15 protein-coding genes are annotated in these 18,792 nt (G+C 54.2%); 10 read left to right on the forward strand and 5 right to left on the reverse strand.

The window, feature by feature from the left end; genetic code table 11:
• Nucleotides 1-26 precede the first annotated feature (26 nt).
• The 3 genes from mazG to eno all read left to right on the forward strand — a co-directional run bounded on the left by mazG (nucleotide 27) and on the right by eno (nucleotide 4,161).
• Nucleotides 27-854: a nucleoside triphosphate pyrophosphohydrolase gene (gene mazG, locus AC4PCC_RS03970; protein WP_492126479.1), complete on the forward strand. Its 828-nt coding sequence runs from the start codon at nucleotides 27-29 to the stop codon at nucleotides 852-854.
• Nucleotides 855-1,039: 185 nt separating this feature from the next.
• On the forward strand, nucleotides 1,040-2,677 hold the full coding sequence (gene pyrG / locus AC4PCC_RS03975; RefSeq protein WP_067707569.1) for a glutamine hydrolyzing CTP synthase: 1,638 nt from the start codon (nucleotides 1,040-1,042) through the stop codon (nucleotides 2,675-2,677).
• Between the two features lie 188 nt (nucleotides 2,678-2,865).
• On the forward strand, nucleotides 2,866-4,161 hold the full coding sequence (eno, locus tag AC4PCC_RS03980; protein ID WP_067707573.1) for a phosphopyruvate hydratase: 1,296 nt from the start codon (nucleotides 2,866-2,868) through the stop codon (nucleotides 4,159-4,161).
• A 186-nt stretch (nucleotides 4,162-4,347) separates the two neighbouring features.
• Here the strand turns inward: eno and AC4PCC_RS03985 are convergent, their stop codons facing one another.
• A complete protein-coding gene (locus AC4PCC_RS03985) occupies nucleotides 4,348-4,788 on the reverse strand; it encodes a MarR family winged helix-turn-helix transcriptional regulator (protein ID WP_492126480.1) in 441 nt (146 codons plus the stop codon).
• Between the two features lie 339 nt (nucleotides 4,789-5,127).
• Between AC4PCC_RS03985 and AC4PCC_RS03990 the strand changes: the two genes are divergently transcribed.
• Nucleotides 5,128-6,555, forward strand: coding sequence for a non-oxidative hydroxyarylic acid decarboxylases subunit C (locus tag AC4PCC_RS03990; protein WP_492126481.1), 1,428 nt, complete (start codon nucleotides 5,128-5,130; stop codon nucleotides 6,553-6,555).
• A 10-nt stretch (nucleotides 6,556-6,565) separates the two neighbouring features.
• Nucleotides 6,566-6,796: a non-oxidative hydroxyarylic acid decarboxylases subunit D gene (locus AC4PCC_RS03995; protein WP_492126482.1), complete on the forward strand. Its 231-nt coding sequence runs from the start codon at nucleotides 6,566-6,568 to the stop codon at nucleotides 6,794-6,796.
• A 128-nt stretch (nucleotides 6,797-6,924) separates the two neighbouring features.
• Here AC4PCC_RS03995 and AC4PCC_RS04000 read toward each other — a convergent pair whose 3' ends face one another.
• Entirely contained in the window at nucleotides 6,925-8,013 is a 1,089-nt protein-coding gene (locus tag AC4PCC_RS04000) for a nitrilase-related carbon-nitrogen hydrolase (protein WP_492126483.1), read from the reverse strand.
• A 546-nt stretch (nucleotides 8,014-8,559) separates the two neighbouring features.
• Between AC4PCC_RS04000 and AC4PCC_RS04005 the strand changes: the two genes are divergently transcribed.
• Nucleotides 8,560-10,449 (forward strand): acyltransferase family protein, encoded by a 1,890-nt coding sequence (locus AC4PCC_RS04005; protein ID WP_492126484.1) that lies wholly within the window; start codon nucleotides 8,560-8,562, stop codon nucleotides 10,447-10,449.
• Here the strand turns inward: AC4PCC_RS04005 and AC4PCC_RS04010 are convergent.
• On the reverse strand, nucleotides 10,446-11,411 hold the full coding sequence (locus AC4PCC_RS04010; RefSeq protein WP_492126485.1) for a hypothetical protein: 966 nt from the start codon (nucleotides 11,409-11,411) through the stop codon (nucleotides 10,446-10,448). The genes AC4PCC_RS04005 and AC4PCC_RS04010 overlap by 4 nt on opposite strands.
• Nucleotides 11,412-11,545: 134 nt before the next feature.
• Here AC4PCC_RS04010 and queE point away from each other — a divergent pair, with 134 nt between their 5' ends.
• Complete coding sequence (gene queE, locus AC4PCC_RS04015; protein ID WP_492126486.1) at nucleotides 11,546-12,217, forward strand: 7-carboxy-7-deazaguanine synthase QueE; 672 nt, start codon at nucleotides 11,546-11,548, stop codon at nucleotides 12,215-12,217.
• 37 nt (nucleotides 12,218-12,254) lie between these two features.
• Here queE and queD read toward each other — a convergent pair whose 3' ends face one another.
• Nucleotides 12,255-12,614: a 6-carboxytetrahydropterin synthase QueD gene (gene queD, locus AC4PCC_RS04020; protein WP_416251241.1), complete on the reverse strand. Its 360-nt coding sequence runs from the start codon at nucleotides 12,612-12,614 to the stop codon at nucleotides 12,255-12,257.
• 307 nt (nucleotides 12,615-12,921) lie between these two features.
• On the opposite strand from queD, the gene cysJ reads away from it, so the two are divergent.
• From cysJ to cysH, 3 genes are read left to right on the forward strand one after another with little or no spacing between them, the layout of a single operon-like run.
• Nucleotides 12,922-14,724: an NADPH-dependent assimilatory sulfite reductase flavoprotein subunit gene (gene cysJ / locus AC4PCC_RS04025; protein WP_492126487.1), complete on the forward strand. Its 1,803-nt coding sequence runs from the start codon at nucleotides 12,922-12,924 to the stop codon at nucleotides 14,722-14,724.
• The gene (gene cysI / locus AC4PCC_RS04030) at nucleotides 14,724-16,439 is read left to right on the forward strand and encodes an assimilatory sulfite reductase (NADPH) hemoprotein subunit (RefSeq protein ID WP_492126488.1); all 1,716 of its coding nucleotides are present in this window, start codon (nucleotides 14,724-14,726) and stop codon (nucleotides 16,437-16,439) included. Before cysJ ends, cysI begins: the two co-directional genes overlap by 1 nt.
• 15 nt (nucleotides 16,440-16,454) lie before the next feature.
• On the forward strand, nucleotides 16,455-17,186 hold the full coding sequence (gene cysH, locus AC4PCC_RS04035; RefSeq protein ID WP_492126489.1) for a phosphoadenosine phosphosulfate reductase: 732 nt from the start codon (nucleotides 16,455-16,457) through the stop codon (nucleotides 17,184-17,186).
• Between the two features lie 49 nt (nucleotides 17,187-17,235).
• Here the strand turns inward: cysH and AC4PCC_RS04040 are convergent, their stop codons facing one another.
• On the reverse strand, nucleotides 17,236-18,540 hold the full coding sequence (locus AC4PCC_RS04040) for an SGNH/GDSL hydrolase family protein (protein ID WP_492126490.1): 1,305 nt from the start codon (nucleotides 18,538-18,540) through the stop codon (nucleotides 17,236-17,238).
• Between the last annotated feature and the right edge of the window lie 252 nt (nucleotides 18,541-18,792).

The raw sequence follows: 18,792 nt of genomic DNA on the forward strand, positions 1-18,792 counted from the left end.
GTTGCCCTGAAAGAATTGGAAAACTGATGAACGCTCTCGATCGCCTGCTGGGCATCATGAAAACCCTCCGCGATCCGCAGCACGGCTGCCCGTGGGATCGCGAACAGACCTGGGCCTCAATCGCCCCCTACACCCTTGAAGAGACCTGGGAAGTGCTGGACGCTATCAGCCGTGAGGATTTTGACGATCTTCAGGGCGAACTGGGCGATTTACTGTTCCAGATTGTGTTTTACGCCCAGATGGCGAATGAAGAGGGGCGCTTTAACTTCGATGATATCTGCAACACCATCAGCGACAAGCTGGAGCGTCGTCATCCGCACATCTTTGGTGATGTGAAAGTCAGCGACAGCAAAGAGGTGCTGGCGAACTGGGAGCAGATTAAAACCGGCGAGCGGGCAGAGAAGGCCCGGCACTCCGCGCTTGATGATATTCCCCGCGCCATGCCCGCCCTGATGCGCGCGCACAAGATCCAGAAGCGCTGCAGCAACGTCGGCTTTGACTGGCATACGCTGGGCCCGGTGGTGGACAAGGTGTATGAAGAGATTGACGAAGTGATGTTTGAGGCGAAACAGGCGGTGATCGACCCGCAAAAGCTGGAAGAGGAGATCGGCGATCTGCTGTTTGCGACGGTGAATCTTTCCCGCCACCTTGGCAGCAAAGCGGAAACGACACTGCAAAAGGCAAACGATAAGTTTGAACGCCGCTTTCGTCAGGTTGAGCAGATTATCGCCGGGCAGGGAATGCAGATGACTGAGGCGACGCTTGAGCAGATGGAGTCGGCCTGGCAGCAGGTGAAGCTGCAGGAGAAGGGTTCTGCCGATCCTGACGCAAAATCAGGCGAAATTCCCAGCTGACTCGATTCAACAAAATGTGATTCAGGTCAAATCCGGCGCGGGCGTAATCGGGTACGATTCTGCGGTCAGTGCGATGGAAAGCGCATAACCAAAAACGATTAATTGTGGGGCGGAGGGGATTCCCGTATACTGTTTTCCCGTCCTGGTTATTCCATCGTCTTTAAACCTACTTTCTCAGGTTCAGCATGACAACGAACTATATTTTTGTGACCGGCGGGGTCGTATCCTCTCTGGGTAAAGGCATTGCCGCAGCCTCCCTGGCCGCTATTCTTGAAGCACGTGGCCTCAACGTCACTATCATGAAGCTGGACCCGTATATCAACGTGGATCCAGGGACCATGAGCCCCACTCAGCACGGTGAAGTCTACGTCACCGATGATGGTGCGGAAACCGATCTGGATCTCGGCCATTATGAGCGTTTTATTCGCACTAAAATGAGCCGCCGGAACAACTTCACCACCGGCCGTATCTACTCAGAAGTCCTGCGCAAAGAGCGCCGTGGGGACTATCTGGGGGCGACCATTCAGGTGATCCCACACATTACCAACGCCATTAAAGAACGCATCCTGGAAGGCGGCGAAGGTCACGACGTGGTGCTGGTGGAAATCGGCGGAACCGTTGGTGATATCGAATCACTGCCGTTTCTTGAAGCCATTCGCCAGATGGCCGTTGACGTGGGCCGCGAGCACACCATGTATATGCACCTTACGCTGGTGCCCTACATGGCGGCGGCAGGTGAAGTCAAAACCAAACCTACTCAACATTCGGTTAAAGAGCTGCTCTCAATCGGTATTCAGCCTGACGTGCTGATCTGCCGTTCAGATCGCGCCGTCCCGGCTAACGAACGTGCAAAAATTGCGCTGTTCTGTAACGTGCCGGAAAAAGCGGTCATCTCACTGAAAGACGTTGATTCCATTTATAAGATTCCTGGTATGTTAAAATCCCAGGGACTGGACGATTATATCTGTAAACGCTTTAACCTGAACGCGCCGGAAGCCAACCTGTCCGAGTGGGAACAGGTTATCTACCAGGAAGCGAATCCGGGTGGCGAAGTGACCATCGGCATGATCGGCAAATATGTCGAACTGCCGGATGCCTATAAGTCGGTGATCGAGGCGCTGAAGCACGGCGGCCTGAAAAACCGCGTGACGGTTAACATCCGACTGATCGACTCACAGGATGTGGAAACGCGCGGTGTGGAATTGCTGAAGGATTTAGATGCGATTCTGATCCCGGGTGGCTTCGGCTATCGCGGCGTGGAAGGCAAGCTGATGACCGCGCGCTATGCCCGTGAGCACAACGTTCCCTACCTCGGCATTTGTTTGGGTATGCAGGTTGCGCTGATGGAGTTCGCCCGTAACGTGGCGGGAATGGAAGACGCAAACTCAACGGAATTTGTGCCAGACTGTAAATATCCGGTAGTGGCACTGATCACCGAATGGCGCGACGAAGAAGGCAACGTTGAGCTGCGTACTGAGCAGAGCGATCTCGGCGGCACTATGCGTCTGGGTAGCCAGCAGTGCCAGTTGGATCCGAACAGCCTGGTCCATGAACTGTACGGTTCAGACACCATCGTTGAACGTCATCGCCATCGCTATGAAGTCAACAATATGCTGTTGAAGCAGATCGAGGCGGCCGGTTTACGCGTTGCAGGTCGCTCCGGCGATGATCAGCTGGTGGAGATTATTGAAATCCCCGATCATCCGTGGTTCGTTGCGTGTCAGTTCCACCCGGAATTTACCTCAACTCCTCGTGACGGGCACCCGCTGTTTGCTGGCTTTGTTAAGGCCGCCAGCGAGTACCAAAAGCGTTTGGCAAAATAAGTGTTTTCATAGCGGCGTACTATCGCCACCCGTCAGACATCCCTCTGCGCCAGGCGCAGGGGATGAGACCTCAGAAGCCTTCGTTCGCGAGCGTTTGAGGGAAACAGGCAGTCAACGTTGCTGCGGGAATAACGGGTGTTGTGCGCTGTTTGTCTGAGTTTAAGATAACTTGTACTAAGGAAAATCTAATGTCCAAAATCGTTAAAGTCATCGGTCGTGAAATCATCGACTCGCGCGGAAACCCTACCGTTGAAGCAGAAGTCCACCTTGAAGGCGGATTCGTTGGCATGGCTGCGGCACCGTCAGGCGCCTCTACCGGCTCTCGTGAAGCGCTGGAACTGCGTGATGGCGACAAATCTCGCTTCCTCGGCAAAGGCGTCACCAAAGCCGTTGCTGCAGTCAATGGCCCTATCGCTGACGCGGTAACCGGCAAAGATGCTAAAGACCAGGCAAACATCGACAAGATCATGATCGATCTTGACGGTACTGAGAACAAATCCAAATTTGGCGCTAACGCCATCCTGGCCGTTTCTCTGGCCGCTGCGAAAGCTGCCGCTGCCGCTAAAGGCATGCCGCTGTACGAGCACATTGCTGAACTGAACGGTACGCCGGGCAAATATTCAATGCCACTGCCAATGATGAACATCATCAACGGCGGCGAACATGCCGACAACAACGTCGACATCCAGGAATTTATGATCCAGCCGGTTGGCGCGAAAAACCTGAAAGAAGCCGTGCGTATGGGTTCTGAAGTTTTCCACAACCTGGCAAAAGTGCTGAAGTCTAAGGGCATGAGCACGGCGGTAGGTGACGAAGGTGGCTATGCGCCAAACCTGGGTTCTAACGCCGAAGCGCTGGCGGTTATCGCTGAAGCGGTAAAAGCAGCGGGCTACGAGCTGGGTAAAGATATCACCCTGGCGATGGACTGCGCGGCCTCTGAGTTCTACAAAGATGGCAAATACGTGCTGGCTGGCGAAGGCAACAAAGCCTTCACCTCCGAAGAGTTCACGCATTTCCTGGAAGACCTGACCAAACAGTATCCTATCGTCTCCATCGAAGATGGCCTGGACGAGTCTGACTGGAACGGCTTTGCTTACCAGACTAAAGTGCTGGGCGACAAAATCCAGCTGGTGGGAGACGATCTGTTCGTAACCAACACCAAAATCCTGAAGGAAGGTATCGATAAAGGTATCGCTAACTCCATTCTGATCAAATTCAACCAGATCGGTTCACTAACCGAAACTCTGGCAGCGATCAAAATGGCGAAAGATGCAGGCTACACCGCGGTGATCTCTCACCGTTCAGGTGAAACTGAAGATGCGACCATCGCTGACCTGGCAGTGGGTACGGCAGCAGGCCAGATCAAAACCGGTTCTATGAGCCGTTCTGACCGCGTGGCTAAGTACAACCAGCTGATCCGTATCGAAGAAGCGCTGGGCAGCCGTGCGCCGTTCAACGGCCTGAAAGAAGTTAAAGGCCAGTAATCTCCTTAGCCCGTCTGCGTGAGCGGCGACGGGGCGCGTCAATCGCTTCCCGCTCGCGACAAAAAAGCCAGGCCCATGGGGCCTGGCTTTTTTATTTGCATGACGGTTACCGCATCCGCGTCCCCTGATGGCCGCGCTGTGACGGGCATCCTGCTCTCTGTAAAAGCGTCTCTTCCCCTCACTGAATCATGGATCACTCGCTTCATCCCGGGCCTTAGCGCAGAGCAGGGTTTGCAGCAGTGTGACCAGATCCTGCTGCTGTGGCGTGTTGAGGCGGGCAAGAAAAGCGGCATCCACGGCTGCGGCAACCGGACGTGCCTCATGAAGCACGGCAGCCCCTTTCGGGGCCAGAGTAATCAGGCGACGACGCTTATCCGTTTCCCCCGCTGTGCGTATCACCAAACCTTTTTTTTCCATCCTCACCAGCAGCTCGGCCAGGGTGGCTTTGGTCATCAGTGCATCATCCATTAAATCCATCTGCTCAATGCCCGGTTTCTCCGCCACCGCACAGAGCACGGAATACTGCTGCTTTGTGAGATCGGGCAAGGACTTTTGCCACAGCGCGGTGTGCTCCTGGAGCAGCTGGCGCATCAGGTGAAAGGGAATATTGCCGAGTTTATTGATCATTATAGAGTCCCGAGGCCCGCATCTGAGAGCGCAAGAATACTCCATTCTGTAAACCATCACGAAAATTTCGCCTGCAACAGAGTGCGCTGAAATATTCGTATACGAACTTTATGCTCGCCTGATGTTGTCAGCAGTGCAAATCAGTATTAGGCTGAACTTATATTGTTCGTGTACGAACATATTCTGAAGGCTGGTATCGGGTTAAGGCCATTCTGCTGGCTGATACGGGTCAACTTAACTTTTAACAGGGTGAAGGCTGAAAGGTTGCGGTAGCCGCCAGCTGGATGTCAGCATCCGAGAAACGGTTCCTGCAAACGGAATGTATTCATAAGGTTAACCATGGCATTTGATGATTTACGCAGTTTTCTTCGGGCGCTGGATGAGCAGGGGCAGCTGCTCCATATTGATGAAGAAGTCAACGCCGAGCCGGATATCGCCGCCGCGGCCAATGCGACTGGCCGCATTGGCGAAGGGGCACCCGCCCTCTCTTTCACCCGGATTAAGGGTTTTAATCATGCCCACGTGGTCATGAATACGCTCGGTTCGTGGCAAAACCATGCCATTTCGCTCGGCCTGCCGCCCAATACGCCGGTGAAGCAGCAGGTGGATGAGTTTATTCGCCGCTGGGATAACTTCCCGGTGACGCCTGAGCGGCGGGAAAACCCCGGCTGGGCCGAAAATACCCGGGATGGCGACGACATCAACCTGTTCGATATCCTGCCGCTGTTCCGGCTTAACGATGGTGATGGCGGCTTCTATCTGGATAAAGCCTGCGTGGTCTCTCGCGACCCACTGGATCCTGAGCATTTTGGCAAGCAGAACGTCGGGATCTACCGCATGGAGGTAAAGGGCAAACGCAAGCTTGGCCTGCAGCCGGTGCCGATGCATGACATTGCTCTGCACCTGCATAAAGCGGAGGAGCGGGGTGAGGATCTGCCGATTGCCATTACGCTTGGAAATGATCCTATCATCACGCTGATGGGCGCGACGCCGCTCAAATACGATCAGTCGGAATATGAGATGGCCGGTGCGCTGCGTGAAAGCCCCTGTCCCATCGCTACCGCCCCCCTTACCGGTTTTGACGTACCCTGGGGATCAGAAGTGATCCTCGAAGGGGTGATAGAAGGGCGTAAACGCGAAATTGAAGGGCCCTTTGGTGAGTTCACCGGGCACTATTCCGGCGGCCGCAACATGACGGTGGTGCGCATCGATAAGGTTTCGTACCGCACTAAGCCGATTTTTGAGTCGCTATATCTCGGTATGCCCTGGACGGAAATAGATTATCTGATTGGCCCCGCTACCTGTGTTCCGCTCTATCAGCAGCTCAAAGCAGAGTTTCCTGAGGTGCAGGCAGTTAATGCCATGTATACCCATGGACTGCTGGCAATTATCTCCACCAAAAAACGCTACGGCGGCTTTGCGCGCGCGGTTGGCCTGCGGGCGATGACCACGCCTCACGGGCTGGGTTATGTGAAGATGGTGATTATGGTGGATGAGGATGTCGATCCCTTCGATCTTCCCCAGGTGATGTGGGCGCTCTCCTCGAAGGTGAACCCGGCTGGCGATCTGGTACAGCTGCCCAACATGTCGGTGCTGGAACTGGATCCCGGCTCCAGCCCGGCGGGTATCACCGACAAACTGATCATTGATGCCACCACGCCGGTTGCGCCTGACGCCCGTGGGCACTACAGCCAGCCGGTGAAAGATCTCCCCGAAACCGCGCAGTGGGTTGAGAAACTGACCGCCATGTTAGCCCGTCGTCAATAAGGAGCCGCAAATGATCTGTCCACGCTGTGCCGATAAGCGCATTGAAACGATGGCTACGTCGCCGGTTAAAGGCGTCTGGACCCTTTACCAGTGCCAGCTCTGCCTGTACACCTGGCGCGATACGGAACCCGCCCGCCGCACGCAGCGCGAGCATTATCCCGAAGCCTTTCGCATGACGCAGAAAGACATTGATACTGCGCCGGAGGTGCCCACCATTCCGCCGCTACTGACCCGCCACTGACTATTCAACTCAATCAGAGAGGATGGATAAGGAACGTAGTCGTATATTGAATGGTGGGCGTGCCGACCCGTTATTGGCAAGATGGCGGGTCAGTATCTTTTAATGACAGACTTCTTATTACCGATCCCTTACCGGATTTCCCTTTTCAAGTCGTAGGCACTCTCGCGCCATATGTCACGCTCTATCAGCATTTTCACCTGTCTGTCCAGCACCCGGCGTCGGTACTCCGCATGATGTCCCGGTTGCGTATCCTGGTAGAGATTCTTCGGGTAGATCGGCTGCTCGTAAATCAATTGGGCCAGCTCACTGCGTACGTCTTTAAGCCAGTTGGTCACCTGCGCATGCGTACGGTGATAGCGCAACGCTTCAATATCAACAACCCCGGTGACATAGGTCGATCCGCTGGCGTCTCCCTGTTTGCCCACAATGCGTCCTTTGTAATCAACGATCATGGACCGCCCGCCGCCGGCATCGACCGGATGGACACTTTTCTCAGTCATGTAGATGCTACCGATGTTGGGAGCCAGTACATAAAAATTGTTTTCCAGCGCCCGTGCCCGGTTCGATATTTCAAAAACATCGTTAGCAGTAAATGGCGAGGGCAATGAGGCCCGGTAAACAACTTCTGCACCGTTAAATGCCAGGCCACGTCCGTTCTCAGGGAAATTCCCCTCCATTGCCATCATAATTCCAAGGCGACCGATGGCCGTGTCGGCTACTGGCCAGATCGACTGCAAACTCCGCCCATACTTAGCGAGCCACGAATCAAAAATATCGTGGGGAGAGACCGAACGCTCGCACGGAAGTAGGGCAGAAACCTTATGATGACGAAGCACGATTTCGCCATCAGGATCGATAACAAAGCCCACGTTAAAGAATAGCCCGGGCCAGTCGGGATTCAGCGCTTTCGCTTGTCCCATAACGTATACGCCATGTGCTTTGGCCAGTTTTGACAAGCGCTCAGTTTCTGGTCCGGGAATGCTGATTGCGCAGGTTTGCGCAAACTCTTGCGGATCTGTATCAAATGCTTCGTCGCCAAAGCCCTGAAGCGCTCCCTCCGGAAGAACCAGCAACTTCACCGGAATATCAAGTGACGATAGCCAGAGTGCGCCTGCGGCAAGTTCTTCAATATGATCAAGGTTACGACGGATGTCCTGGCGGCAGCTGATGCCATGCACGGTGGGAACCAGCCCCACCACACCGTAAGGTTTAATCATGCTTAACTCCCGTTAATAGTTTTATTTTTTCAGATATTCACAACGTAATCAGGAGCTTATTGTTATCGTCGCTCTTTTCTTTCTGCGCCCGTTTTACGCTTCAGCATAGTTGTCTGCCTGACCGCCATCAGCCTTTTTTCCCGGCGGGTTTATACCCGTCGGGGTACAAGCTCAGTGTAAACACGGGCTTTCCTCTGGATTCTGAATGCGTGAAAACGAAGCGGCTTATATCTGATGTAAACAACATCAGGACGTTAAGTGGCGTAATCAGTTAAAAGGTTCGTTTTTCATCCCACTTTGTTCATCGTCACGCCGAATATCGTTGAAAAGTGCGTAATCCAGTAATAAATGGACTGCTTAGGGCTAAGGTTTATCTGAAAAAATAGCGGGTTGCACCAGTGTTTTTCCGTTTTCCCTTTATATATCAGTTCATTGGCTGACCGTGCTCTGCCTACAGAATGCTCCTATTTATTGTTAGTAAAGGCGAAATATCAGGTAATTTTATGTAATTTCCCGGTAACTAAATGTAATCAGGACCAGGCTAAAATGAAATACCGGGCGGATGTGGATGGATTACGCGCGCTGGCTGTACTGCCAGTCATTGCATATCACATGGGGACAGGCGGTATCCCCGGCGGTTTTACCGGGGTGGATATTTTCTTTGTGATATCAGGCTACCTTATCTGCGGCATTATTTACCAGGGTGGTATGACCAATACATTTTCTTATCTTGAATTCTATAAGCGCCGCTGTTTACGTATTCTGCCGCCGCTGTTTGTGGTGCTGCTCTCCACCCTGATTTTTGGCTATTACCATCTGCTGCCCGCGCAGTTCAGCGATCTCAGCAACAGCTCTCTCGCCACGCTGCTCTTTTCATCGAATATTTTCTTCTGGAAAACCACCGGCTACTTTGCGGGCCCGGCGGAGCTGAAGCCGCTGCTGCATACCTGGTCGCTGGCCGTCGAGGAGCAGTTCTACATTGTTATGCCGGTCGTGCTGCTGTTTGTGGTGCGGCGCTTTCGCCAGCATACCTCGCGGGTGATGCTAATGATTATTGCCGCCTCGCTGCTGCTGAGCATCTATGCCGTCACGCGCAAACCCACCTTTACCTTCTATCTGCTGCCGACGCGGGCATGGGAACTGGCGCTGGGTGGGCTGATTGTCGTGGCAGGGCTGGAAGCGAAGCTGGCAAAGCTGTCGCAGGGGATTAAACACCTGATGAGTCTTACCGGGCTGGCGCTAATCCTGATCGGTTTTCTCTGGCTGACGACGGAGAAACCTTTTCCGGCATGGAATGCGCTGTGGCCCTGCCTCGGCAGTTTTTTGATTATCCTGGCGGGGGAGCGGGCAATGGTCTCCCGGCTGCTGTCGCTTAAGCCGGTGGTGTATATCGGGATGATTTCATACTGCCTCTACCTGTGGCACTGGCCGATCATTGTTTACAGCCGCATGTTCTTTAACCTTGCCCCGGGCATACGCGAACTGACGATTGTCGGGCTTACCTTTGGTCTGGCCGTGGCGTCACGCTACCTGATTGAAATCCCCTTCCGCTATCGGCTGACGGGGTTCTCACCCAGCAGGATCGTCACCGCATCGGTAGTGGGACTGGTGCTGATGGCTTCCGGCTCGCTGTATAAAGGGCATCTCAGCAATAATGCCGGGCAGTTCTCCAGCGAGGCGCTGATGCTGGCGCAGTACTCGCAGTATAAAGAGATGCCGGACTTTGACTATCAGTACCGTCCAGGCCGCTGCTTTGTCGATGGCAAGAGTCAAGAGGATAAACCTTTCGATCGTGACTACTGCCTGAAAACCTCGGCGACGGCGAAAAACTACGTCGTTATCGGCGACAGTCACGCGGCCCACCTGTGGCGGGCGCTCAGCCTGGCCGCGGGGGATGGGATCAACGTTATCCAGGCGACGTCGGCCGGCTGCAAACCGCTTTACAGGCAGAGCCTGCACAATCCCTGCACCGAGCTGGTGGACTATCTCTACGGTAACTGGATCCCTTCTCATCATATTGACGGAGTGATCATTTCTGCTCGCTGGCTACCCCAGGACATTGTCCCGCTGAAGGCGACGCTGGCGCAGCTCAAACGCGTGTCGGATAACATTATCGTTCTGGGGCCGACTATCGAATATACCGAGGCGCTGCCGGACCTGCTGGCTTACCAGACCGATGGCCGTAAAGATCTGGTTGCGGCCTCCATCGACCACAGTATTAAAACTACCGATGTGGCTATGCAGCAGGCAGTGGCCACGGAGCAGGTTCCCTATATTTCGATCTACTCCATTATCTGTCCGCACGATGTCTGTCGTGGGCTTGCCTCTGATGGACATCCGCTTTCTAACGACTACGGGCACCTGACGCTCAGCGGCGCTAAAGACGTGGCAAAAGAGGCCATCCAGGTCATGCGGCAGGACAAATTTATGCCTTAGCCTTTAAGCTCAACCTTAAGGTTTTTAGAACTGCTGCCGAGCGTGCTGTCATTGTCAGAAGGGGTGACATATCCCTTATCTGCGGCCACGTGCTCACGGTAATAACTCACTACCGCCGGATCCTGCTGCTCGGCGGTAGTGGATTTTTTCAGCCCGTACACGTTACCATCCGCATCTTTCGCCTTAATATCGTCCGGCGCACCGGATACCAGATCGTCGAGCGTACCCGAAACCCGTCCGTCACCCTTCGCCGGACCAATCGTCATCGCCGCATTATTTCCTTCTATGTAGCTGACGTCATAGTAGGTCTGGCCGCTGCCGCCATCAAATTTCACTTCACCCAGCGTGGCGTTTGCCCCATCACCCGCCGTGCTGCGGAAATTGCCTGACCAGTTAGCATCGAACTTCTGCGTCTTCGTCTCCCCTGGCTGTAGGGTCAGATTGTCAGGTTTCGCGCTGCCGTCGGCGTTAGGGGTAAATGACAGCGTCATCGGCTTATCCCCCTTATTCTCAAAGGTCATGCTGTTCTGACTGGGATCGATATCGGCATTACTGCTGACTGCCGCCGCGCCGGAGGAAGATTCCGCTGCGTTAACCGCAGGCGCGTGGCTGTCTGCCGATGCCTCTGTTTTCGTCTCAGTCTCTGCTGCACGCGCCTTATTAGCCTGCTGGACCAGCGAAGTTAATAATGAGCCTGCGGACTGCATCTGGCTGCTAATAAGCTGAATAAAATGATTCAGTGCGGAGGAGAGCCCGCCGCTACCCGCTGCACTCTCCTGCGTTTGTGGTGAAAGGTCCGGCAGGTTACTGCTGGCCGGCGAGCCAAAGAGAATGCTCTTTGACAGACTACTCTCCTGCCTGGCCGGGACCAGATCGGCCAGAGGATTTTTTTGAGTATTCAACGCACTGTCACTGAAATCCGGAGAGGTGCGATTTAATAAGCGTTCAGCAGCAATATTCATCGGCATGCCTTATAAGGGGGGAGTCGATCTGAGTGGATAAACAGGCCCCCGGGTTCCAGCACAAAGCGATTTGGTTAAAATGCGCCGATCTGCCATAATCTGCGCCCTTAAATTCACAGCTGGTCGAGAAAGTCATGCAGTACCCGATAAATGAAATGTTCCAGACGTTGCAGGGCGAAGGTTTTTACACCGGCGTTCCGGCAATCTTTATCCGCCTACAGGGATGCCCGGTGGGTTGCAGCTGGTGTGATACGAAACACACCTGGGATAAGCTGGCCGATCGGGAGACCTCGCTGGGCGACATCCTGCTGAAAACCATCGAAACCGATGCCTGGGGCGCCGCAGATGCAGCGATGATGCTGGCAGCGATCGGCAGGCGCGGCTGGACCGCAAAGCATGTGGTGATCACCGGCGGCGAGCCCTGCATCCACGACCTGACGCCGCTGACCCAGGCGTTACAGGCGCAGGGTTTTAGCTGCCAGATTGAAACCAGCGGGACGCACGAGGTGCTATGCAGTAGCGAAACCTGGGTAACGGTCTCGCCCAAGGTGAATATGCGCGGCGGCTATGATGTGTTGAACCAGGCACTGGTGCGCGCGGATGAGGTTAAGCATCCGGTGGCGCGTCAGCGGGATATCGACGCGCTCGACGCACTGCTGGCTACGCTGAGTGATGAAAAACCACGCATTATTGCGCTACAGCCGATAAGCCAGAAAGAGGATGCGACCCGCCTGTGTATCGAAACCTGTATCGCCAGGAACTGGCGCTTATCAATGCAGACGCACAAATACCTGAATATCGCCTGATAGCCATCGGCAGGCCGGGAGCGGCCTGCGCGGTAATTTAGCCTTTATACACGCAGCCAGCGGTACAGGTTTCCTTGATCGTTACCGCACTGAGCAGCGGCAGCGTCGGCTTCATTCTGTCCCAAATCCACTTAGCCAGCACCTCGCTGGTGGGATTCTCCAGGCCGGGGATCTCGTTAAGGTAATAGTGATCCAGCTGGTTATAGAGGGGCTTAAAGGCCGCTTTCAGTTCGGAAAAGTCCATGATCCATCCGGTATGCGCATCCACTTCGCCGGTTATTTCGAGCCGTACCAAAAAGGAGTGCCCGTGCAGGCGGCCGCATTTGTGTCCGGCCGGAACGTTAGGCAGATGGTGAGCAGCCTCGAACATAAAATCTTTAAACAGCGTGGTAGCCATAGACAGTCTCATTCTTTAATCACTGAAAAAACCGGCGAAGTCTAACGGAAAAAGCCTTTTTCCGCACTTCTTTCCCCATCTATTCCCGTTTTAAACCGGGTCTGTTTCATGCGTGTTAAATAAATGCATGAATAGTAAAAAATTAATCAACCTCTTTTGTAGCTAGATGTTATACAAAAAACCGCTTAGTCATTTTGGTTATTTAATATTACCAACCCTTATTTAAGGGTTATTATGCGAGTCGTTACCCTGTTCCGAACACGCTGTCTTTTTACGGCCCGGCGCCGATACTGGAATCTTCAACGCAATGACGACTCAGGCACCCCCAGGTTCACTGCTTCCCCTTCATCCGGAACAGCTCGCCCGTTTACAGGCGGCCACCGGCGATTTCTCCACCACCCAGCTCGCCTGGCTCTCAGGCTACTTCTGGGGAATGGTTAATCAGACGCCCGGCGCAACGATGAGTGCGCCGACGCCGACAGAAGCGCCCGCCATTACGCTGCTTTCCGCCTCGCAGACCGGGAACGCCCGTCGCCTGGCTGAGCAGCTGCGCGACGATCTCCTGGCGGCCAGCCTGAACGTTAATCTGGTTAACGCCGGCGACTACAAATTCAAGCAAATCGCGCAGGAAAAGCTGCTGATCGTGGTGACCTCCACGCAGGGCGAGGGTGATCCGCCGGAAGAAGCCGTGGCGCTGCACAAGTTTCTGATGTCCAAAAAAGCGCCCAAACTCGACCATACGGCATTCGCCGTCTTTGGCCTGGGCGATACGTCCTATGAATTCTTCAGCAAAGCCGGTAAGGATTTCGACAGCAGACTGGCAGAAATGGGCGGCGAGCGCCTGCTCGAGCGCGTTGACGCCGATGTAGAGTATGCCGCTGATGCCGGGAAGTGGCGTGGGCAGATTGTCGATATTCTGAAGGCGCGGGTACCGGCAGAGTCGCCGTCACAGGCCGCTGCTACGGCGACGGGGGCGGTTAATGAAGTCTTCAGCAGCCCCTACAGCAAAGAGGAGCCGCTGACCGCCAGCTTTGCGCTGAACCAGAAGATTACCGGCCGCGACTCGGATAAAGACGTGCGGCATATCGAAATCGAACTGGGCGATGCCGGTCTGCGCTATCAGCCGGGCGATGCACTGGGCGTATGGTATGAAAACGACCCGGCGCTGGTCGCCGAGCTGCTGGCGCTTCTCTGGCTGAAGGGTGATGAGCAGGTTGAGATAAACGGTCAGCCTCTGGCGCTCTCCGACGCGCTGCAAAAGCATCTGGAACTGACGGTCAACACGCCGCAGATCGTGGCGGAATACGGCAGGCTCTCGCGTGATGAGGCCCTGCTGACGCTGATTAATGAAAAACAGGCGCTACAGCACTATGCCCAGTCGACCCCGATAGTCGATATGGTCCGCCAGGCGCCAGTCGAGCTGAACGCTGAGCAGCTTATCTCGCTGCTGCGTCCGCTGACGCCGCGCCTGTACTCTATTGCCTCTTCGCAGGCCGAGAGTGAAACCGAAGTGCATATCACCGTTGGCGTGGTGCGCTACGATATAGAGGGCCGTACCCGCACCGGCGGTGCCTCCGGTTTTCTGGCAGAGCGCCTGGAAGAGGATGCCGAAGTTCGGGTGTTTATCGAGCATAACGATAACTTCCGCCTGCCGGCCAATCCGGATGCACCGGTGATTATGATCGGCCCCGGCACCGGGATTGCCCCTTTTCGCGCCTTTATGCAGCAGCGCGATAATGATGGCGCTACGGGTAAGAACTGGCTGTTCTTTGGCAACCCGCACTTTACCGAAGATTTTCTCTACCAGGTTGAATGGCAGCGCTACGTTAAAGACGGGCTGCTGACTCATATCGACCTGGCCTGGTCACGCGATCAGCAACATAAGGTCTATGTCCAGGACAAAATACGCGCCAAAGGGGCCGAAGTGTGGCGCTGGATTGAGCAGGGTGCGCATATTTATGTGTGCGGCGATGCCAACCGAATGGCGAAGGATGTGGAGCAGGCGCTGCTGGACGTGGTGGCTGAGCATGGCGGTATGGATGTGGATACCGCCGACGAATTTTTAAGTGAGCTGCGCATAGCGCGCCGCTATCAGCGAGACGTTTACTAATGAGCAACGACAAACATCCCGGGCCGCTGGTGGTTGAAGGCAAACTGGCTGACGCCGAGCGCCTGAAAAAAGAGAGCAACTATCTGCGTGGCACCATCGCCGACGATCTTCATAACGGCCTGACCGGCGGTTTTACCGGCGATAACTTCCTGCTAATCCGCTTTCACGGCATGTACCAGCAGGATGACCGCGATATCCGCGCCGAGCGCGCCGGGCAAAAGCTGGAACCGCGTCATGCGATGATGCTGCGCTGTCGGCTACCGGGTGGCATTATCACGCCAGCTCAGTGGCTGGCTATCGACAAATTCGCCCGAGACAACACCATCTATGGCAGCATCCGCCTGACCAACCGGCAGACCTTCCAGTTTCACGGCATCCTGAAGGGCAACGTGAAGCCCGCGCACCAGATGCTGCATGAGGTGGGGCTGGATTCGCTGGCAACGGCTAACGATGTCAACCGCAACGTGCTGTGCAGCTCCAATCCGGTCGAGTCTGAGCTGCATCAGGAAGCTTATGAGTGGGCGAAAAAGCTCTCTGAGCACCTGCTGCCGCAGACCCGCGCCTATGCGGAGATCTGGCTGGATCGGGAGAAGGTCGCTACCACGGATAAAGAACCGATTCTCGGTGAAACCTACCTGCCGCGTAAGTTTAAAACGACCGTGGTGGTGCCGCCGCATAACGATGTCGACCTGCATGCCAACGATCTAAACTTTATCGCCATCGCGGAAAACGGCAGGCTGATTGGTTTTAACCTGCTGGTGGGCGGCGGGCTGTCCATCGACCACGGCAATAAAGCGACCTGGGCGCGTACGGCGAGCGAATTCGGCTTCCTGCCGCTGGATAAAACGCTGGCGGTGGCGGAAGCGGTGGTGACCACCCAGCGCGACTGGGGGAATCGTACCGATCGTAAAAATGCCAAAACCAAATACACCCTGGAGCGGGTGGGCGTGGACGTCTTCAAGGCGGAAGTGGAACGCCGGGCCGGCATCATCTTTGAGCCGGTGCGCCCCTATACGTTTACCACCCGTGGCGATCGCTTCGGCTGGGTAAAAGGCATTGATAATAAATGGCATCTGACGCTGTTTATCGAGAATGGCCGCCTGCTGGACTACCCTGGCCGCGCGCTGAAAACCGGCGTGGCGGAGATTGCAAAAATCCATAAGGGCGACTTCCGCCTGACCGCCAACCAAAACCTGATTGTGGCGGGCGTAGCGGAAGCGGATAAACCGGCTATCGAAGCGCTGGCGCGTCAACATGCGCTGATGGAAAGCGTGACGGCGCAGCGTGAAAATTCGATGGCCTGCGTCTCATTTCCGACCTGCCCGCTGGCGATGGCGGAGGCGGAACGTTTTCTGCCCGAGTTTGTCACCCGCGTGGAGGAAATCATGACCCGCCACGGGGTGGGTGATGAGCACATCGTGCTGCGCGTCACCGGCTGTCCGAACGGCTGTGGTCGTGCGCTGCTGGCCGAGGTTGGGCTGGTGGGTAAGGCGCCGGGTCGCTACAACCTTCATCTGGGCGGCAACCGCATTGGTACGCGTATTCCGCGTATGTACCGGGAAAACATCAATGAAGATGAAATCCTGTATACGCTTGAACAGCTGATAGGCCGCTGGTCTAAAGAGCGTGAGGCGGATGAAGGATTCGGTGACTTTACCCTGCGCGCGGGCGTAGTGAAGCCGGTTCTCGACCCGGCACGTGATTTTTGGGAATGATGACGGAGGCGCGACATGTCTGTACTCGATCTCTCTGCACTGAATGACCTGCCGAAAGTTGAGCGCGTAATGGCGCTGGCCGAGGTGAATACCCAGCTTGAGGCGCTCTCCGCCCAGGAACGCGTGCTGTGGGCGCTGGAAAATCTGCCGGGTGAGGCGGTGCTCTCCTCGAGCTTTGGTATTCAGGCGGCGGTCAGCCTGCACCTGGTGAATCAGGCCAAACCGGGCATCCCGGTGATACTGACCGACACCGGCTACCTGTTCCCGGAGACTTATCGCTTTATTGACGAGCTGACGGAGAAGCTGGATCTCAACCTTCAGGTGTTTCGCGCCGGGCAGAGTGCCGCCTGGCAGGAGGCGCGCTACGGTAAGCTCTGGGAGCAGGGCGTGGAAGGGATAGAGCGCTACAATCAAATTAATAAGGTCGAACCGATGAGCCGCGCGCTGGAAACGCTGAACGGACGGACCTGGTTTGCTGGCCTGCGCCGCGATCAGTCCAGCAGCCGGGCGAATCTGCCAGTACTGGCTATTCAGCGCGGCGTATTTAAGGTGTTACCGATTATCGACTGGGATAATCGTCAGGTTCATCAATATCTGAAAGCGCACGACCTCGGTTACCATCCGCTGTGGGATGAGGGGTATCTCTCGGTAGGGGATACGCATACCACGCGTAAATGGGAGCCGGGAATGGCGGAAGAAGAGACGCGTTTCTTTGGCCTGAAACGCGAGTGCGGGCTGCACGAATAAGCGGCCAGCTTATCCTCCGGGCCAGATTGCCCGGAGGATATTATGCTCATTATTTCAACTTATTCGTCAAATTCTTATAAATATCATCAGCAATAACTTCATGTATAACGGTGCTGGGATGGATATGGTCCCAAAAGACAAAGCGGCTGTTAGCTTTACAGGCGGTCGAGATGTTGTAATACAAAACGAAGTTAGCCTGGGCATTATTTTTAAGATCCAGACAGGTATCCTGGGTATTACTGATATTATATTTTTTCGGGTTCGTTAAAATGTCAGTAAACGGCGTGTTGATATCAATCAGAATAATTTCTGCCTTGCCTGCATAGGTGATATTCAGGTCGGATACCATTTGCGCCAGCTGCCGGTTATACTCTTTCGTCTTCTGATCGACGACCCACGCAATCTGATGTGCAGCGGGCGCTTTAGAAATATCGGGAAGGTTTATTACGACTATCTGCTTAGCGCCATTAATTATCAGGTTCTGTACCCCCAGGTAGATATCATTAACCACATAGGTGGGGGCTTTATCGGCATTGATAAAATCATTACCACCAAACAGCACGGTAAACAGCGTTTTCGTAATATCATAGCTGCCTGCGGATTTATAGTACTTCAGGAAAGAAGCGATTTGCTCACTGAATCCAGGCGTGAAAGGAACGGCCGATCCGGCATCGGAGGTTGCACCGCCTACCGCCCAGCTGTAAGAGGTAATATCCATTCTTTCAGCCAGATATTCGTGCCATACCAAACCGTTGGTAAAGTGTCCGTTAAACCATGTGGTCCTGTTGGGGGCAATGAAATTGGTTGCCGTATACATGTTATTCACATCAGACAGGCTATCGCCAAAAATAACCATTCTTTCAATTTTTTTATCCACATCCCGAGGTTGCGTCGAACTCCAGATGGTATGATTGAATGAAAGAATATTATTAGCCGCATAGGGCAGGATGTACTGAGAGTTGATATGCTTCTTCTCCAGGGTGAATTTGCAAATGCTCTGTAATTCATTCTGGTCAACGTCAGTGTAAAACATGTTCACCCAGGCAGTTAACCCATCGTTTTGCCAGTGACCATTAAGTTTATACCAGCTGTTATCCTGATTAATGGCCCACTCATAGTTACTGCCAGGTTCAATGTTATCCGTTGAGACTTTATAAACACATCGGACATAGGTATAAGTTGGTTTGCCCTCTGCAACCTGACGATTCCAGGAACGTATGCCATAAGGCGATGGGCCAATCATCCTGTCATTTCTGATAGCGTCGCTTAAAGGCTGCGTAACAACGTCATCTGCATAGCTGGTCTGCAGGGGTAAGGAAGAAAATAAAGCGAGAAGAATGATGATTTTTTTCATGGTTATCCTTGATTTTTTTTAGCCGGAAAATAGAATGCGAATCGCCGTAAATGCTAAATGGAAAGGCATAACTGAATTGTAAGGTGGGATGTTCCGTAGCGAAGGAGGGGTTTATTGCTTTTTTTGATGGTAAGAAAAATAAAAGAGCCACAGTGAAAATTTTCACTGTATTTAGCTTTTTAATTTAACCTTGCTGTGTTTATTAAAAATAAAATCTGTTCTCTGGCAGTCAGCACAGAAGTGCTGCGATCC

The sequence above is a fragment of the Erwinia sp. L03-1 genome, assembly GCF_058686115.1.

Coding starts and splice junctions, on each gene's coding strand:
- eno (WP_067707573.1), top strand. CDS start 2,866: ATGTCCAAAATCGTTAAAGTCATCGGTCGTGAAATCATCGACTCGCGC.
- AC4PCC_RS03990 (WP_492126481.1), top strand. CDS start 5,128: ATGGCATTTGATGATTTACGCAGTTTTCTTCGGGCGCTGGATGAGCAG.
- queE (WP_492126486.1), top strand. CDS start 11,546: ATGCAGTACCCGATAAATGAAATGTTCCAGACGTTGCAGGGCGAAGGT.
- cysJ (WP_492126487.1), top strand. CDS start 12,922: ATGACGACTCAGGCACCCCCAGGTTCACTGCTTCCCCTTCATCCGGAA.
- AC4PCC_RS04010 (WP_492126485.1), bottom strand. CDS start 11,411: ATGAATATTGCTGCTGAACGCTTATTAAATCGCACCTCTCCGGATTTC.
- queD (WP_416251241.1), bottom strand. CDS start 12,614: ATGGCTACCACGCTGTTTAAAGATTTTATGTTCGAGGCTGCTCACCAT.
- AC4PCC_RS04000 (WP_492126483.1), bottom strand. CDS start 8,013: ATGATTAAACCTTACGGTGTGGTGGGGCTGGTTCCCACCGTGCATGGC.
- AC4PCC_RS04040 (WP_492126490.1), bottom strand. CDS start 18,540: ATGAAAAAAATCATCATTCTTCTCGCTTTATTTTCTTCCTTACCCCTG.
- mazG (WP_492126479.1), top strand. CDS start 27: ATGAACGCTCTCGATCGCCTGCTGGGCATCATGAAAACCCTCCGCGAT.
- AC4PCC_RS04005 (WP_492126484.1), top strand. CDS start 8,560: ATGAAATACCGGGCGGATGTGGATGGATTACGCGCGCTGGCTGTACTG.
- pyrG (WP_067707569.1), top strand. CDS start 1,040: ATGACAACGAACTATATTTTTGTGACCGGCGGGGTCGTATCCTCTCTG.
- cysI (WP_492126488.1), top strand. CDS start 14,724: ATGAGCAACGACAAACATCCCGGGCCGCTGGTGGTTGAAGGCAAACTG.
- AC4PCC_RS03995 (WP_492126482.1), top strand. CDS start 6,566: ATGATCTGTCCACGCTGTGCCGATAAGCGCATTGAAACGATGGCTACG.
- AC4PCC_RS03985 (WP_492126480.1), bottom strand. CDS start 4,788: ATGATCAATAAACTCGGCAATATTCCCTTTCACCTGATGCGCCAGCTG.
- cysH (WP_492126489.1), top strand. CDS start 16,455: ATGTCTGTACTCGATCTCTCTGCACTGAATGACCTGCCGAAAGTTGAG.